The sequence below is a fragment of the Nostoc sp. JL23 genome (genome assembly GCF_017115065.1).
In the GTDB taxonomy this organism is placed as follows: domain Bacteria; phylum Cyanobacteriota; class Cyanobacteriia; order Cyanobacteriales; family Nostocaceae; genus Nostoc; species Nostoc punctiforme_A.
In genome coordinates, this window is the sequence record NZ_JABXKN010000144.1 from 23765 (window position 1) to 39403 (window position 15639).

The 15639-nt window shown below is 42.9% G+C and carries 18 protein-coding genes; 9 read left to right on the forward strand and 9 right to left on the reverse strand.

The window, feature by feature from the left end:
• The first annotated feature begins 7 nt into the window (after nucleotides 1-7).
• A complete protein-coding gene (locus tag HWQ42_RS31235; protein ID WP_292818908.1) occupies nucleotides 8-616 on the forward strand; it encodes a DUF1963 domain-containing protein in 609 nt (202 codons plus the stop codon).
• A gap of 209 nt (nucleotides 617-825) precedes the next feature.
• On the opposite strand, the gene HWQ42_RS31240 is transcribed toward HWQ42_RS31235, so the two are convergent.
• Together HWQ42_RS31240 and HWQ42_RS31245 are read right to left on the reverse strand one after the other, a co-directional pair.
• Nucleotides 826-957, reverse strand: a complete 132-nt coding sequence (locus HWQ42_RS31240) for a hypothetical protein (RefSeq protein ID WP_292818910.1) — start codon at nucleotides 955-957, stop codon at nucleotides 826-828.
• Complete coding sequence (locus HWQ42_RS31245; RefSeq protein WP_292818912.1) at nucleotides 944-1429, reverse strand: macro domain-containing protein; 486 nt, start codon at nucleotides 1427-1429, stop codon at nucleotides 944-946. Before HWQ42_RS31245 ends, HWQ42_RS31240 begins: the two co-directional genes overlap by 14 nt.
• A gap of 322 nt (nucleotides 1430-1751) precedes the next feature.
• Here HWQ42_RS31245 and fusA point away from each other — a divergent pair, with 322 nt between their 5' ends.
• From fusA to HWQ42_RS31265, 4 genes are all read left to right on the forward strand, one after another.
• Nucleotides 1752-3755 carry an elongation factor G gene (gene fusA, locus HWQ42_RS31250; RefSeq protein ID WP_292818915.1) on the forward strand — a complete coding sequence of 668 codons (2004 nt, stop codon included), beginning with the start codon at nucleotides 1752-1754 and terminating at the stop codon, nucleotides 3753-3755.
• Between the two features lie 64 nt (nucleotides 3756-3819).
• The gene (locus HWQ42_RS31255; RefSeq protein WP_292818918.1) at nucleotides 3820-4692 is read left to right on the forward strand and encodes a GNAT family N-acetyltransferase; all 873 of its coding nucleotides are present in this window, start codon (nucleotides 3820-3822) and stop codon (nucleotides 4690-4692) included.
• Between the two features lie 128 nt (nucleotides 4693-4820).
• Nucleotides 4821-5696: a GNAT family N-acetyltransferase gene (locus HWQ42_RS31260; RefSeq protein ID WP_292818921.1), complete on the forward strand. Its 876-nt coding sequence runs from the start codon at nucleotides 4821-4823 to the stop codon at nucleotides 5694-5696.
• 62 nt (nucleotides 5697-5758) lie between these two features.
• A complete protein-coding gene (locus HWQ42_RS31265) occupies nucleotides 5759-6589 on the forward strand; it encodes a Uma2 family endonuclease (RefSeq protein ID WP_292818957.1) in 831 nt (276 codons plus the stop codon).
• A gap of 13 nt (nucleotides 6590-6602) precedes the next feature.
• Here HWQ42_RS31265 and HWQ42_RS31270 read toward each other — a convergent pair whose 3' ends face one another.
• From HWQ42_RS31270 to rplU, 3 genes are all read right to left on the reverse strand, one after another.
• Nucleotides 6603-7322: a molybdopterin-dependent oxidoreductase gene (locus tag HWQ42_RS31270; RefSeq protein ID WP_292818924.1), complete on the reverse strand. Its 720-nt coding sequence runs from the start codon at nucleotides 7320-7322 to the stop codon at nucleotides 6603-6605.
• 510 nt (nucleotides 7323-7832) lie between these two features.
• Nucleotides 7833-8129: a 50S ribosomal protein L27 gene (gene rpmA / locus HWQ42_RS31275; RefSeq protein WP_292818927.1), complete on the reverse strand. Its 297-nt coding sequence runs from the start codon at nucleotides 8127-8129 to the stop codon at nucleotides 7833-7835.
• A 29-nt stretch (nucleotides 8130-8158) separates the two neighbouring features.
• Nucleotides 8159-8566 (reverse strand): 50S ribosomal protein L21, encoded by a 408-nt coding sequence (rplU, locus tag HWQ42_RS31280; RefSeq protein ID WP_292818930.1) that lies wholly within the window; start codon nucleotides 8564-8566, stop codon nucleotides 8159-8161.
• Nucleotides 8567-9122: 556 nt separating this feature from the next.
• Between rplU and HWQ42_RS31285 the strand changes: the two genes are divergently transcribed.
• Nucleotides 9123-9356: a Nif11-like leader peptide family natural product precursor gene (locus HWQ42_RS31285; RefSeq protein ID WP_292818933.1), complete on the forward strand. Its 234-nt coding sequence runs from the start codon at nucleotides 9123-9125 to the stop codon at nucleotides 9354-9356.
• Nucleotides 9357-9673: 317 nt separating this feature from the next.
• The gene (locus HWQ42_RS31290) at nucleotides 9674-10768 is read left to right on the forward strand and encodes a nucleotidyltransferase domain-containing protein (RefSeq protein WP_292818936.1); all 1095 of its coding nucleotides are present in this window, start codon (nucleotides 9674-9676) and stop codon (nucleotides 10766-10768) included.
• 89 nt (nucleotides 10769-10857) lie between these two features.
• On the opposite strand, the gene HWQ42_RS31295 is transcribed toward HWQ42_RS31290, so the two are convergent.
• Nucleotides 10858-11154, reverse strand: a complete 297-nt coding sequence (locus HWQ42_RS31295; RefSeq protein WP_292733072.1) for a hypothetical protein — start codon at nucleotides 11152-11154, stop codon at nucleotides 10858-10860.
• A 165-nt stretch (nucleotides 11155-11319) separates the two neighbouring features.
• Complete coding sequence (gene bchI / locus HWQ42_RS31300; RefSeq protein WP_292733070.1) at nucleotides 11320-12444, reverse strand: magnesium chelatase ATPase subunit I; 1125 nt, start codon at nucleotides 12442-12444, stop codon at nucleotides 11320-11322.
• A 353-nt stretch (nucleotides 12445-12797) separates the two neighbouring features.
• On the opposite strand from bchI, the gene HWQ42_RS31305 reads away from it, so the two are divergent.
• The gene (locus HWQ42_RS31305) at nucleotides 12798-14063 is read left to right on the forward strand and encodes a glycoside hydrolase family 10 protein (RefSeq protein WP_292818939.1); all 1266 of its coding nucleotides are present in this window, start codon (nucleotides 12798-12800) and stop codon (nucleotides 14061-14063) included.
• A gap of 111 nt (nucleotides 14064-14174) precedes the next feature.
• Here the strand turns inward: HWQ42_RS31305 and HWQ42_RS31310 are convergent, their stop codons facing one another.
• Complete coding sequence (locus HWQ42_RS31310) at nucleotides 14175-14858, reverse strand: ATP-dependent Zn protease (protein ID WP_292818942.1); 684 nt, start codon at nucleotides 14856-14858, stop codon at nucleotides 14175-14177.
• Between the two features lie 245 nt (nucleotides 14859-15103).
• On the opposite strand from HWQ42_RS31310, the gene HWQ42_RS31315 reads away from it, so the two are divergent.
• The gene (locus tag HWQ42_RS31315; protein ID WP_094348753.1) at nucleotides 15104-15319 is read left to right on the forward strand and encodes a DUF2945 domain-containing protein; all 216 of its coding nucleotides are present in this window, start codon (nucleotides 15104-15106) and stop codon (nucleotides 15317-15319) included.
• A 118-nt stretch (nucleotides 15320-15437) separates the two neighbouring features.
• Here HWQ42_RS31315 and HWQ42_RS31320 read toward each other — a convergent pair whose 3' ends face one another.
• Entirely contained in the window at nucleotides 15438-15593 is a 156-nt protein-coding gene (locus tag HWQ42_RS31320; protein WP_292818945.1) for a hypothetical protein, read from the reverse strand.
• Nucleotides 15594-15639 lie beyond the last annotated feature (46 nt).

The window sequence follows — 15639 nt, forward strand, 5'->3', positions numbered from 1 at the left end:
TAAACTAATGGCTTTGTTAATACGGGAATCTAATCAAGCTCCCTTTCTTCAGTTGACAAAGATGGGTGGGAACCCCCTTGCCCCTCCAAATACTCAATGGGTGGGTTGCACTGTATGTGGTGGGTGGATGCAGTTCATTGGTCAAATTGACTTAGAAGAAACGGCAATAAAAGAGGTCTGTGAACGCAAACAGTTACTCCTCATATTTATGTGTACTAATAATCCTGGAATGTGTGATGAGTGGGATGCTGATTTAGGAGGCAATGCAGGGATACTGGTTGATAAAACTAATCTGACCAGTCTTGAAGCACCTTGTGACAAAGAAGAATTTCTGTTAGAAGAAACGTTGTTAACTCTGGATGAGTGTAATGATTCAGCTGACACTTATTGTCAATTTTTTAACCAATCTCAAAACCAAGTATGCGGCAAAATTGGTGGTGAGCCTCTGTGGATTCAGACGGATGAAACTCCCATCTGTAGTTGTGGAGCTAGGATGACATTTGTAGTTCAGTTGGAACACAGCGCCGAAGTTCAGTTTGGGGATGCGGGTGCTGGATATGGCTTTGTGTGTTTAGTATGCCAACAACGGGCGAAGTTTCTGTTCCAATGTTGCTAAATATCCTTCTTCTGCCACTTTCCGAATATTATGAATAAAAGAATCAAAAGATAAAACTCTACAAGGTTAAGTAGAGTAAAAGCTATCAATGTAGGTTGGGTTGAATGTAGTAAAACTCAATATTAACAAGGATCAAATCTAGGGTTTCGTTCCTCAACCCAAGCTACAGATATTATAAGTGTTTAACTAAACCCGATATAACTCCTGCTTTACCTAAAATCTCCTCCTTCCCATATCTGAAGTTGTCTTTCAGCCGCAACTATGCAATAGAGATGCTTGGGTGGATAGAGAAAATGATCGTAAGCTAATGCCATCTGTCTAGCAGCTTCAGTATATGGCACTCGTCCTATTTCCGTACCCAATCAATCCAGGACAGGCAATGGTGTTAATTTTTTGCCTAGCCTGTTGGTTATGGTGGCGAACTGCCAGCAGCATCGCCCACATCGCAATATAAGGAATATCTGTCCCAGCAATAATCATGGGAACTCGCATCGTAGGTGTATGAGCTAAAAAAGGATGCTTGTGATGACCTGTTTCCACAATCATTGATGTTCCCACAGGCTGTTCACCCAAATAATCTTCAAGGATGCGCTGCTGGACTCTTGCCATTAACGAACGACCGAAAAAACGGATAATTGCCGCATCTATGCCACCATCCATCATTCCGAAAGAGTTAGCAGGGCTGACCATAGAATCAAAATCTGGCAACCACTCGAAATAGTTATTCACTATTTCTACATTGGGTAAATAATTAAAATGCTGTTCAAAGGCTGCACACAACAAAGAGTCGGGAGCTACCAATATCAATTTCAAGCTTTCATTTCCTCCGCTTGAATACCTATTTTAAACGTCAGCTAGGGCAAATATCAACTGTTTGTCTGACTTTTCGCATCATCTGGAAAGGTTCACGAAAAACCTAACCCCCTAACCCCCTTCCCGATGCGGGAAGGGGGAAAATTCAAAGTCTCTCTCCTTTTAGGAGAGAGATTTAGAGAGAGGTTTTCCAGATAGCGTGAAAAGCCAGAACGGTTTTTCTCTATTATCAGCCTTTTATTTTTTATATACTACATATATAATACAGGATATATCGCTACTCAGCTGGTGACTGTTTGTCGCTTGAACAAAAGGAAATTTTATGATTCCCCGAACACGCATCCGAAATACTGGTATCTCTGCCCACATCGACTCTGGTAAAACTACGCTGTCAGAGCGAATTCTCTTCTACACGGGCAGAATCCACGCTATTGAGGAAGTGCGGGGAGGCGGTAAGGGTGCAACCATGGATTTTATGCCAGAGGAAAAACTACATGGTATAACCATCACTTCCGCTGCTACCACCTGCCAGTGGCACGATACTCAAATTAACCTGATTGATACACCTGGACACGTAGATTTCACAATAGAAGTAGAACGCGCCTTGCAGGTATTGGATGGGGCAGTGATGGTGCTGTGTGCTGTGGCGGGTGTGCAGTCCCAGTCCATTACGGTGGATCGGCAAATGAAGCGCTACCGTGTGCCGCGTTTAGCGTTCATCAACAAAATGGATCGGACGGGAGCAGATCCATTTCGTGTAGTACAGGGAATACGCGATCGCTTGCAACTAAATGCAGTATTACTCCAGTACCCGATCGGCAGTGAAGACCAATTCCAGGGAGTGATTGACCTGGTAGAAATGACTGCTGACTACTTTGAGGGTGAAAACGGGGAAAACTGGGTGAAAAAGTCAATTCCCGAACCTCTTAGGGATGAGGCGCAACAGGCACGCGACAAACTGCTAGATACTTTGTCGCTGTTCTCAGAATCGATGACCGAGATGCTACTGACTGGTGAGGAAATTCCTAAAGAATTAATTTGGGAAACCATCCGACAAGCAACCCTAAGCCTCGAATTCACACCTGTATTGCTGGATTCGGCATTCAAAAATAAAGGATTGCAAAACTTATTGGATGCAGTTACGCTCTATCTACCATCTCCCGTAGATAGGGAAGTGGTTAAAACAGTAGAGTCGGTGAGTGTCTACTCTAATCCCGATGCTTCCTTGGTGGCATTGGCATTTAAACTCACTGTTGAATCCTTTGGACAGTTGACCTATACCCGGATTTACTCTGGGACGCTCAAACCCGGCGATACCGTTTACAACTCGCGTACCGAACAGCGGGTGCAAATCGGTCGCTTGGTGAGAATGCACGCCAATAAACGAGAAGAGGTACAAGTTGCCGTAGCAGGGGATATTGTTGCTCTGTTGGGCGTGGATTGTGCTTCTGGTGATACATTCTGTTCTGGGGAACCACTGGTATCTCTAGAGAAGATGTTTGTGCCGGAACCAGTGATTACGCTGGCAATTACGCCCAAGAAACAGGAAGATAGCGATCGCCTTTCCAAGGCACTCAATCGCTTTCAAAGGGAAGACCCCACCTTCAGGTTGAGCATCGACCCCGAATCAGGAGCAACTCTGATTTCTGGGATGGGCGAACTCCACTTGGAAATCTACCTGGAACGCATCCAACGAGAATACAATGCCGAGGTTTTCGTCGGTACTCCCGCCGTGGCGTACCGCGAAACCATTGGACAACAAGCTACCTTTGACTACCGATTCAAGAAACAGTCAGGCGGCCCTGGTCAATACGCCCATATTACTGGGTGGATTGAACCCACAAATGAACCGTTTGTCTTTGAAAATCGGGTGGTTGGGGGTGCGATTCCCAAAGAATATATCCCGGCGTGCGAGAAGGGTTGCCGTGAGGCGATGCAATCAGGACAGCTGAAAGGCTATCCGGTAACTGGGGTGAAAGTCGTTTTGGATGGCGGTTCTTATCATCCAATTGACTCTTCAGAATTGGCTTTCCGGTCAGCTTCCCATCAAGCAATTGAGGGTGCGATCGCCAAAGCCAAACCCTACATCCTCGAACCCATCATGCTTGTAGAGGTGGAAACACCCCACGAGTTTATGGGAAGGATTCAGGGTGACTTATCCTCTCGTCGGGCTTTGTTGTTGGGTTCTGAGACAATGCAGGGATACACGGTGATTCGAGCGGAAGTACCTCTGGCGCGAATGTTTGGGTATTCTACAGAATTGCGATCGCTTACTTCTGGTATGGCTACTTTTTCAATGGAGTTTGCCTGCTATCGCCAGTCCTAGCATCTTGAAGTAGCTTTTAGGGACACAGTTAGGCTGTGTCCCTTTCAATTATTAGGAGGTTTTTGTGCCTATTTTGAGAACCCTGCAACCTGGAGATGAAGTATCACTGGAAACATTTCTCTTACAACACACCAGTACTTCTATGTTTTTGCGCTCTAATTGGCGAGCTGCGGGACTGCTTGACCAAGGTGCTAGATTTCAAGGAACTTACATAGCGGCCTACATAGATGAAACTATAGTGGCAGTTGCAGCCCATTTTTGGAATGAGATGATCGTAGTTCAAGCCCCTGTATATCTGCCAGAAGTGGTACAAGCAGTTGTGGCACAATCTGGACGTGCCATCTCTGGAATTAGTGGCCCAGCACCACAAGTTGAAGCGACAAAAAGCATTTTGGGACTTAGCAACCGACCAACTCAGCTTGATGAGGCTGAGATATTGTTTTCTCTAGCACTGCGGGATTTGCAAATACCTCAAGCCTTAGCATCGGCAAAGGCGCAGTGTCGTTTACCACATCCAGATGAGTTGGAATTACTTACTGAATGGTGCGCTGCTTATAGTGTGGAAACTTTAGGACGAACAGATACTTCCAGTTTAAGAACTGATTGCGATCGCATAATTGAGGCACGTCAAGCTACGGCTATGCATTGGGTTTTGGTAGCAGGAGATACCCCAGTTTCCTACTCTGCTTTCAATGCTAGCTTACCTGATATTGTGCAAATTGGTGGAGTGTGGACACCGCCAGGGTTGCGGGGTAAAGGCTACGCCAAAAGTGTGGTAGCAGGTTCATTGTTAAATGCGCGATCACTCTTAGTAAAACGTGCCATCCTGTTTACAGGTAATAATAACCAGGCAGCCCAAGCAGTTTATCGAGGAATTGGCTTTTTGCCTACTAGCGAGAAGTATGGCTTAGTCTTATTTGAAGAGACTCAGGCTTGAGAAATATTCGGTTAAACGTTGGAGACGCAACACGTTACGCCCTTGCTATCCATTTATATTTCACCTGTTTCTGGATTTGCTGGAATTGATTTTGTAGTCTCTACTGAATTGATTGTAATACTTGAACTATGAGCCAGTATCGTTTCAAACAGTCATTCTCTGATGATCCCAGCTTAAGCGATAAGCTTTTTGACTTGATGGAAGTCACATTTCCCGGAATCAGCAGTTTAGCAGAATGTGCAAGAAAACTAGGTGCATCCTGGGAAACAGCTTCAACTCCGTTTATTCGCTTTCATGATCATATAGCTATTACCCATGTGGGAGTGTTAAAAATTCCCATGCAAATTATGGGACAGAGGCTTACTGTCGGAGGAGTTCATGGAGTAGCTACCCGTGCAGAGTATCGCCGGAGAGGGTATTATCGTGAAGTGATGGAGGAAGTGCTAGGGTATTGCGATCGCCTTTATGAAACACTAGTACTAACAACACCACAACCAGAGTTTTACTTACCTTTTGGCTTTCGTGTTGTCGAAGAACACATCTTTAAAGTTAAGTGTTACCCCACAAGTAGTACTTATAGCTTCAGAATACTGGATTTTGCAAATATTAAAGATTACACATTGCTACACAGACTTTTAGAAACACGCATTCCTGTCTCTAATATAGTTGGCGTAGTCAACGAAAAACCTGTATTCTGTGTCAATGAAGGAAGTCGTCCTTTATACTATGCAGAAGATTTAGATTTAATCGCCTGTATGGAGATAGAAGATAACCGACTTCATCTTTTCGATTTAGTTACAACGCAGATATGCCCTTTGAAGAATATTCTTAGTAAGATACCTCAATCCATTGAAGAAGTGGTGATTTACTTTAGCCCAGAACTTCTTGATGTCAAAGATGTGCAAGCATTCAGCCATACTTTTGATGAAACTGTGCTGATGGTTCGCGGCAAATTTGCGGCGGAGGGCGAGAAATTTATGCTACCCCGTTCTGCAAGGTGTTGAGTTACTCAAAAACAATTGAATCATAATAGAACAGAGAGTTTCATCATCAGGATTGCTTTATGATGTATCAAACTGACCCGCCGCGATCGCCAAAAGATGTATTGCCGACCATGTATGATCTTCCCAGTGAAGATTCTGAGGAGCCTGGTTTGCCCGATCAGTTTCATTTATTGCAACCTCGTCTTTTAGACGAAACCTTTCGTCCACCAAATTATCCAAGCGACGAGATATTTGTTGCTAGCGATCTGAATGTTTATTATGACCCCCGCTATCCACTTTGGTATAAGCGACCAGATTGGTTTGCCGTTTTAGGTGTTTCGCGTCTCTATGAACAACGGGATTTACGTTTAAGTTATGTCGTTTGGCAAGAGGGAGTTCATCCTTTTATTGTGGTTGAATTGCTGTCTCCAGGTACTGAAAAGGAAGACTTGGGGCAGACATTGCGAGATATTAAGCAACCACCGGGAAAATGGGAAGTATATGAACAGATTCTGCGTGTGCCTTATTATGTAGTATTTGATCGGTACAAATATAAGTTAAGAGTGTTTAAGTTAAACGGTGGTCGTTATGCTGAGATAGCACTGTCAGAGTCACGCTTCTGGATACCAGAATTAGAATTAGGCTTGGGTGTCTGGCAGGGACGCTATCAAGATGTAGAACAGCCCTGGTTACGATGGTATGATGGCACTCTCAATTGGGTATTGACTTCTACAGAACAAGAAAGACAACGGGCTGAACAAGAAAGACAACGGGCTGAACAGGAAAGTCAACGGGCTGAACAAGAAAGTCAACGGGCTGAACAAGAAAGACAACGGGCCGAACAGGAAAGACAACGGGCCGAACGGTTGATTGCACAATTGCGATCGCTAGGCGTTGAACCCGATATAGATTAGCTTTTTGCCTGCCTTATAGCCCTGCAAACCACTCATAGCCCTGATCTTCCCAATACCCTTTTTTAGTAGGTAATAAATTACTGACGAATGTTATTTGAGTTACCCACTTGCTTTGTTTGTAGCCCAGTTTAATTGGGGATGCTAGGCGCATGGGCGCACCATTATCAACTGATAAGGGTTGTCCATTCTTTTGATAAGCCATGAGAGTTTGGGGATGTATGGCAGAAGCAAGATCCCAGCTTTCATAGTAGCCATCAGCAGATTTGAAGTAGACATAGCGGACGCTTGATTTAGGCTGTACCAGTGCTACTAAGTCTCGCAATCGCACACCTCCCCATTGAACGATCGCAGCCCAGCCTTCAACACAGACATGGCGAATTACCATTGAAGTCAAGGGCAGTTTTTGAATATCTGCCATACTCAATTGCATTGCATTATTGACCTCACCATCAATTATTAAGCCAAACTGTGCCGGATCAATTTGTGGGGTGAAGTCAAAAGTATTAACCAGCAATTTATCTGCTTCTATGGCACTGACAGGAAATTCAGGTATAGGTTTTTGAGTTAGCAGAAGTGCTTCAAGACTTTGGTTTAGTGGCTCAGATATTTGCCGCAGATTATCTGAGAACAAATTTGTTCCACAGCCACCAAGAAGAAAGCCTACCCCTGAAAGTCCAGATACTTGCAATAACCGACGACGGGATAGGGTACGTTTGGGAAGAATCAGACTCATAAAACCTCTACAGAAACACAGATTTCATTAAAAATTTATCCCTTGAGAAAATTTAGTTAATTCTCATACCAATTCTGTATGAAGATGCGCTAAACCATAAGTACAAAAAAGAAAAACGAACCGCATTCGCGCAGCGTCTCGTAAGAGTTGGACGCAAAGAACGAAGTTAAAAGGGTTTGGCGCAGCCTCACAAAGAAATGGTATCAGCATTTTCTCAGGTATCTATGGTACGTCAAAGCCACAGCCTGATTTAAGTATTCTTTCAGCTAAACCTTATTCTGAAGTGAACGAATGCAACTTAGCATAAACAAATTGATGCCTACGACGGCAAGCTACGCCATCCAATTTCTTTGTGTAATATTTCTATTAATAAATAACCTTTGCGCTTTAATACTTCTGGAACAAAGCAACTTTTGAGCAACTGCTGGGAATATTTGTGCAAATCTGATTATCACATCAGCGCTAACTAGCAATTAGGGTGGGTACTGTTCTGTTACCCACCCTCACACTCTAACTTGCTACTGCATCAGCAGGAACTGCCTCAGCAGCAGTTATAGGTAAATAAACACTAACTTTTTTACGGGTTTTGCCCTTTCTCTCAAACATTACAACACCATCGATTAAGGCAAACAAAGTGTCATCGCTGCCAATACCAACGTTGTTACCAGGGTGGAATTTAGTACCACGCTGACGCACGAGAATGTTTCCTGCACGCACAACTTGACCGCCATAACGCTTGACACCCAGACGTTGAGCATTAGAATCACGACCGTTACGCGTACTACCTGTTCCTTTCTTATGAGCCATGATTTCCTCTTGTGTATCTACTTCTTTTATTATTCAGCAGCTGTTTCAACTTCTTCAGCAGGAGTTTCATCGACAACGGGGGTTTCCTTCTCCGGTTCTCCTTGGGCAGCAAACACTGCACCGTTAAGAGTGATGGAGTCAATCATAAGTCTGGTAATTTCCTGACGATGCCCCCGTTTTTTGCGGGTTTTCTTTTTCGGCTTCATTTTGTATACCAGGACTTTACGACCTCTGTAATGTCGCATTACAGTCCCTTCTACAGTTGCACCTGTTACTAATGGCTGTCCAATGGTGACTGAGCCATCGTGCTGCACGAGTAATACGGAATCTATTGTAACTTTTTCATCTGGTTCGATCGCAAGCAGTTCAACGTCGTAAAACCGCCCTGGCTCTACTCGTATTTGTTTGCCGCCAGTTTCAATAATCGCGTAGGTCATGGAATTGTCCTTGAGGTTGCCGTACAGGTAGCTGGTTTTTATCTCCTGTAGAGATGCTTTTGCCAGCCTTTGTAATATGTCTACCTGATCCGAGCAGGAATTAGACAGACAATCTAACATACTATTTTATTAACATACGTCAAGTCAAGCTCTAATAGGATTTTTTGCATTTGGCATTGCTGTCTGGTCAGCCTTAAGACGAAAAATCAGCTAATTACTCTGTGCGATCGCTCATTTTCCAAAAGTGGGCAGGAATTAGTTAATAATCGTCATGAGCATCGCCCACCTGCACGAAGGTAAATTATATTTACAAAAAGTCAGAATTAATTCTTTTTAGATAAAAATTGCTACTATCTGAGGACTGATTTTACAAAAGATTAACATTAATATTAGTTTGAAAGTTATATTTTCTTATCAAAACCAACACATTTTTCTTCTTTGTTTTAAGATGAAATATACGGTGTCTCATCTAGAAATCCTTTACAAAAGTTAGTGAATCCTCAAGAGTTAAACTATCACATTCAAACCTGATATTTCAAACAGGAGATTGATTGTCATGACACAACAAAATGCTGCCCGACTTTTTCAAGCTGTCAAAGAAGATCAAGCATTACAGCAAAGACTCAAAGCAACAGCCGATCCAGAAGCCTTCATCAAGATTGCTCAAGAGCGTGGCTATGATTTCACTGCCAGAGAACTGGATAGTGAGATCAGCAAATTATCTGAAGAAGATTTAGCCGCCATTGTTAATCCAGGATGGGGGACTAGACGCCACCTTAATCCTAGATAATTTCTGTTCTAGGAAACCGAAAGTATAGAAACAATTGAATTGACAAGTTTTGCTCCTCAAGGGGATACCGTTGCATCATCTCCTCTAGGAGTATTCCTGTTAAACACAAGGCTCAAATCCCTGATTTCTTAGAGAAGTCGGGGATTTTATTGTTCGCAAATGATTAAGTATATCTGTTATGTATTAATCGTCAGCTTTATTTATGCTGTGACAGTATCTATGTAATATCTGAAGAGAGTTAAAAACCCTTTCTCTACTCTCCATCTCGCCACCTGCTTAACTCATGAGTTAGGATGATTATATTTTAATCAGGTGATATGAAAAGAATAGAAGTTGAGCAAAGAACTATTTTAATTGGTTTGGCTGGTAGCCACGGCTATGGTTTAAATCGTCCTGATTCGGACTTTGATTATCGGGGAGTATTTATCGCACCCAAAAGGTACTATTTGGGATTTGATCGGATAGAACAAAAAGATACTGGTTGGGATGAACCAGGAATATTTCCATTCGTTGATGGTAACAAAGACACAGTTATATATGAATTAAGAAAAATTCTCCAGTTATTAGCGGGCGCAAATCCCAATGTTTTAGAATTGCTCTGGTTAAATAACTATTCTTTTTTAAGTTCAGTCGGACAGCATTTAATTGATCGTAAACAGCTATTTTTGAGTAAGAAGGTAAAACATACTTACACTGGTTATGCTTTTGCCCAAATTAAAAAGATGGAAACTCATCGTAAGTGGTTGTTAAAGCCACCGCAAAAAAAACCAATACCATCTGACTTCGCTATAGAAGACGAAGCACCTCTAAGCAAAGATGAGCTAAATGCTTTTCTGGAGTATCTTTATAACTTAATCAGAGGACGGATTGAGTTTTTGGAAGAAGCGGAACAATTATATCAATTGCTGACAGCAGATATTGATTTTAAAGGAGTTTTAAAACAATATACTTTACCCGATGAAACTTTGGAATATACCCAAAAGTTAACCAATAGCCGTAAAGATTTTATCCGTCTGCTTCAGAAAAGCCAAAGCTATCAAATAGCTTTAAGAGAATGGAAAGCTTACTTATCTTGGCAGGAAAATAGAAATCCGGCTAGGGCAGAGATGGAAAGAAAGTCGGGTTTTGACCTTAAACATGGAATGCACTGCATTAGATTATTACGCAGTGGAGTAGAAATATTGCGGCGAGGTGAAGTGATTGTAGATAGAAGAATAGCTGGTGATGTTGAGGATTTAAAAGCTATTTTAAAAGGTGAGTATTCTTATGAACAGGTGATGAAAATGGCAGAAGATTTAGTTGCCGAAATGGAAATTGTTTACGAACAATCTGCCCTACCTCATAAACCTGATTTGGAGCAAATTAATCAGTTGTGTATGGAATTAGTGGAAATGCAAAAATGGAGTCATTAGTCATTAGTCATTGGTCATTAGTCATTAGTCATTGGTGCTTACAACTAACAAAAAACAAATAACAAAGGACAAATGACTAATAACAAATTTTAAAGAGTGTACATTAAATCAGCAAAGCCATAGAGGCTGATGATGAGTAATAGTGATGCTGTTAGTTGGGTAATTCGTCTCTGGGGTGAGGGGGCGATCGCTTCCCGCACTAAGATGGAAATAGATGCCCCAACTACTAAGCTCAAGCCTAAGATTAAATAGGGCATGTCGGGTAAAATACTGGCTATTGCCAACATTGCGATCGCTAATAAGAGCATCAATAATTCTACAAACCTGGGCGGGTTGTATTGGCTAGATAAAACAAAGCTGTTGAACCAAAAAGACCAAAATCTCATATTTTAGTACTGAGTTAGGAGTTAGGAGTTAGGAGTTAGGAGTTATATATAGTCAGTGCTAAGTAAAGAATTAAAGTTGTGAGATATGAAGCAGCTTTCCATTCAAAACTCTTAACTCTTAATTCTTCACCGGAGGCGGAGCATTTCCGGCTCCGCTCCTAACTTTTAACCCCTAGCTCCTAATTTTTGACCTGTGCCGTTCTTTTGTGCAGTATCACTTTCTGGTAGTTCAACGCCAAAGACGCGGCTAAAAACTTTGGCAACTTTGTAGCCAGAATCAATCGATTCTAAAGGGTCTTTCCGCAGTCTGTGACGCAAACATAGCGTAATTACGCGATGGATATCATCAACTGTAACTTCAGTACGTCCTTCATAAGCTGTTAAGGCTTTGGCGGCGCGGTTACTAACAATGTCACCCCGCAAACCATCCACATCCAGTTCTGAGCAGACTTCAGAAATTTTCACCCGCAGATCGTAGTCAATTTTCACTTCTGGCAAAAGCTCTTGAGCATTGACAATTTGCTGTTGCAATGCTTCTTGCTGGGGTTTGTAGTTTTCGAGAAATACTGGCGGGTTTTGGTCAAAATCCGCCCGTTGTTCCACGATTTGCACCCGCAAAGCTGGTTCTTTGACTGTGTGAATTTCTGCGTGCATCCCAAAGCGATCGAGTAATTGGGGGCGTAGTTCGCCTTCCTCTGGGTTTCCAGAACCCACAAGCACGAAACGCGCTGGGTGACGGATAGAAATACCTTCTCGTTCTACAGTGTTCCATCCACTGGCAGCGGAGTCGAGTAATACGTCTACAAGGTGGTCATCTAGTAAGTTGACTTCATCCACATAGAGAATGCCTCGGTTAGCCTTTGCCAGCAGTCCCGGTTCAAAAGCTTTGACACCTTCAGATAAAGCTTTCTCGATGTCGATTGTGCCACAAACTCGGTCTTCTGTAGCTCCTAGCGGCAGGTCTACCATTTGGACTTTTTTGTGAGCTACAGGAATTTCCGCCCCTTGTTCTAAAAGTTGGCGGACTTCATCGCTCATCAAGTCGGGGTCGCTAGGATCGCTACTGAATGGGTCATTAGCAACCACAGAAATTTCTGGTAGCAGATCCGCCAGCGCCCGGATAGTTGTGGATTTCCCGGTGCCGCGATCGCCCATAATCATTACACCCCCAATTTTGGGGTCAATCACGTTCAATAGCAGCGCCAGTTTCATTTCTTCCTGGCCCACAATTGCCGTAAAAGGAAATACTACGCGACGCGCACTTGCCGTGGATTGAGCAGTTGGACTCACTAAATTACCTTAACAATATTTTTCTTATTACAGTTCTTTATTGTGACACAGGTAGGGCATGGGGGAATGTGAAGATCGGGGGCAGGGGAGCAGGGGAGCAGGGGAGCAGGGGAGCAGGGGAGCAGGGGAGAAGTTGTAGTAAGTTTTTCCCCTCTGCCCCTCCGCCTCTCTGCCCCTCTGCCTCTTGTGCCCCATTCCCCATACCAATATCTATTGGGCACAAATGCTTATTAGCTGCGTCAACTATCTTAATTTGTCTGCTTTAGTTTTTCTGGTGCAAAAGTTCCATAAGCAGGGAACGAACAACTACCAACTAATCAATCCTGTAGTAAGCATAAATACTTGTAAACTAGATGGTTAGTAGATTCAATTATAAAAACAAGCAATGGCGTGTGTGGGTAGCTAATGCATCATTCAAATCTATGAAATCATCTTTTATTGTCCAAAGTTGGCGGCGACTACTCAAGTCTCTTTTTCCCATTCTCATTTTAATATCCTTTGTTACGGTATTGCTGGTGGACAGTTTTACCCCTGCCATCGCACAGATACCGCGTCAGGAAATTCGCGGGGTTTGGATGACCACTAATGATTTTGACACCCTCAAGAATCGGGACAAAGTGCAGGATGCAGTGAGTCAACTGCGGCGGATGAACTTCAATACAATCTATCCTGTGGTGTGGAATTCTGGCTATGTGATGTATCCTAGTGCCCTCGCACAACGTGCAGGTATTCAACCTTTTGTCTACAAAGGTTCAGATGGACATGATATTCTGGCAGACCTCATTACCCAAGCCCATCGCAAAGGATTGTTGGTGATTCCCTGGTTTGAGTTTGGTTTCATGGCTCCCCCAACCTCAGAACTAGCAATGAATTACCCGGATTGGTTCACACAAAAGCGGGATGGTAGCCAAACTTCAAACAGTGCTGCTGGTGAGGTGATGTGGCTCAATCCGTTCCATCCAAAAGTGCAACAATTCATCACCAATCTTGTGCTAGAAACTGTTACTCAATATGATGCCGATGGCATTCAGTTTGACGATCACATGAGTTTGCCTCACGAATTTGGTTACGACCAATATACAGTTGCTTTGTACACCAAAGAAACGAAAAATCCTCCCCCAAAAAATCCCCAAGATGCGGCATGGTTAAAGTGGCGGGCAGATAAAATTACAGCGTTCATGGTACAACTTAACCAAGCTGTGAAGCAGAGAAGACCCCAGGCGATTTTCTCTGTTTCTCCTAATTACTATGATTTTGCTTACAAGTTTCACTTGCAAGATTGGCTGGGTTGGATGCGGCAAAATATTGTGGACGAGTTAATTGTGCAAATTTATCGTCCGGATCTAAAAAGTTTTGTGGCAAATATTTCCCGCGCAGAAATTCAAGAAGCGCAACAAACAATTCCAACTGGAGTTGGCATTATGACAGGGTTACGAAATAACCCAGTTCCCATGCAGCAAATTAAGTCTCAGGTGCGGGCTGCCCAAGAGCGCGGTCTAGGCGTAACCTTCTTTTATTATGAAAGTCTTTGGAACGATGCTCTAGAATCTTTAAGTGAGCGACAAGCTGGATTTGAAAATCTTTTTCCATCTCCTGCACTCCGCGCCAGACTTGAATAAATTTTCTGTTTAAGATGATGTTAATGAGTTCGTAGTAAGGACTTTAGTCCTTCTTTTTTAAGCACTAAAGTGCTTACTACAAACTCTTCATTACTAACTTGATATAACTTCCTACTTCCCACTCCCTACTCCTAACTCAGCATGACAATCTTCTACCGAAGTACGTTGTCGCATGGCACTAACTAAAGTCTCGTAGCTAGACCAATTTTCTTGCAGTAGAGTTTTTGCCTGGAGAGCATGAAACCGCAGTTTCTGCTGATAAACTGATTCAGAAAAGCCTAACATTGTCAAGACTCCTATCAGCTTGCTTTTATCATCAGTTCCACCCTCAGCATTATCAAAAACCAGGGTTTCAGCAGCAATACCCGCCATCCAAACAGTGCAGTAGCGGTCTAGCATTTGGGCGCTGATTTTACCCACTTCTAATTGAGATGCTAATTCGCCATCATCAAAGCTAACGCCGCCTTGCCCAGGTTGCCCCTGTTTCCAGGCTTCCCAAGCGCTGAGTGTGTAGCCAGTAACGGGAATACCCAACAGGTAAGCAACCAAGAAATGTCCTGCTTCGTGATGGACGATGCGATCGCGGTGTTCTTTTGAAAAACCAGCAATCCAATCTACAAAGATAGTACCACCCTTGCCTTGTAGGCTGAAGCTATCTAATGTCGCTATGCCTAAGATGGTGAAGGTAGCAAATGCTGGTACTGCCGGTGATAAGTTGAAGAATGGCCCCAGCAATACCGATAGGGTCATGAGAAAGATAGATATTGCAACTAAATTTAGGCTAGTTTGGCTCATTGAGAGTTTTCTGAGAATCTGCTTAATCTTTCTTTATTATGAGGCAATGTCTACGACGGGCGTAGATGCAGCACAGCTTATGTATCAAACTAGTTGTAGCGATCGCCTAATTTTTTCATCTCACACCTAATTAAATTACTGGCTTAATAACGGATGTTTTCTCTATCACTAGAATGATGGCTGCTTTTCCAGTCGCAGACATAATGTGACTTTAGTAGGTATAAAACATCAAATAGGGGATGAATGTGGCTGAACAATTCAAAAAAGGCGATCGGGTTGAATGGAACACTTCACAAGGTAAGACAACTGGCAAAGTAGTAAAGAAGCTCACTTCACCTACAGATATTAAAGAACACCATATTGCTGCAAGTGAAGATAACCCCGAGTATTTAGTTGAAAGTGATAAGACAGGAAAACAAGCTGCTCACAAGCCTGATGCTCTGAAGAAAGTAGAGGAGTAATGCTTAGTCATGAGTAAAGATGTTAAATAAGTGATTGATGAATGCAGTCTGCATTTTCAGATAGAAGCGATTAAATAATAGTGCATTTACTGAGAATGACTTCCAACCCATTCTGCACCTACTCAAGTTCTTCGCGCTTTTGGTAAATCCACGTCTTTTCAGCCTCACGTTGTTCCAGAGTTTCGTTGTGAGCTTTTTCCTGCTGTTCAAGGAGATTTTCGTAAAGTGCGATCGCTTCTGCAATTACTCGACTGGCTGATTTAACTGGGAGCATCCAGTTTTGGAAGATTTATCATTTATGGGAAAATGTAAAGGGAAAT

Excerpts from the sequence above, each read along its gene's own strand:
- HWQ42_RS31265 (WP_292818957.1), top strand. The coding sequence starts at position 5,759 with ATGTATCAAACTGACCCGCCGCGATCGCCAAAAGATGTATTGCCGACC.
- HWQ42_RS31270 (WP_292818924.1), bottom strand. The coding sequence starts at position 7,322 with ATGAGTCTGATTCTTCCCAAACGTACCCTATCCCGTCGTCGGTTATTG.
- HWQ42_RS31320 (WP_292818945.1), bottom strand. The coding sequence starts at position 15,593 with ATGCTCCCAGTTAAATCAGCCAGTCGAGTAATTGCAGAAGCGATCGCA.
- rplU (WP_292818930.1), bottom strand. The coding sequence starts at position 8,566 with ATGACCTACGCGATTATTGAAACTGGCGGCAAACAAATACGAGTAGAG.
- HWQ42_RS31310 (WP_292818942.1), bottom strand. The coding sequence starts at position 14,858 with ATGAGCCAAACTAGCCTAAATTTAGTTGCAATATCTATCTTTCTCATG.
- HWQ42_RS31290 (WP_292818936.1), top strand. The coding sequence starts at position 9,674 with ATGAAAAGAATAGAAGTTGAGCAAAGAACTATTTTAATTGGTTTGGCT.
- rpmA (WP_292818927.1), bottom strand. The coding sequence starts at position 8,129 with ATGGCTCATAAGAAAGGAACAGGTAGTACGCGTAACGGTCGTGATTCT.
- HWQ42_RS31285 (WP_292818933.1), top strand. The coding sequence starts at position 9,123 with ATGACACAACAAAATGCTGCCCGACTTTTTCAAGCTGTCAAAGAAGAT.
- HWQ42_RS31235 (WP_292818908.1), top strand. The coding sequence starts at position 8 with ATGGCTTTGTTAATACGGGAATCTAATCAAGCTCCCTTTCTTCAGTTG.
- fusA (WP_292818915.1), top strand. The coding sequence starts at position 1,752 with ATGATTCCCCGAACACGCATCCGAAATACTGGTATCTCTGCCCACATC.
- HWQ42_RS31260 (WP_292818921.1), top strand. The coding sequence starts at position 4,821 with ATGAGCCAGTATCGTTTCAAACAGTCATTCTCTGATGATCCCAGCTTA.
- HWQ42_RS31305 (WP_292818939.1), top strand. The coding sequence starts at position 12,798 with ATGGTTAGTAGATTCAATTATAAAAACAAGCAATGGCGTGTGTGGGTA.
- HWQ42_RS31295 (WP_292733072.1), bottom strand. The coding sequence starts at position 11,154 with ATGAGATTTTGGTCTTTTTGGTTCAACAGCTTTGTTTTATCTAGCCAA.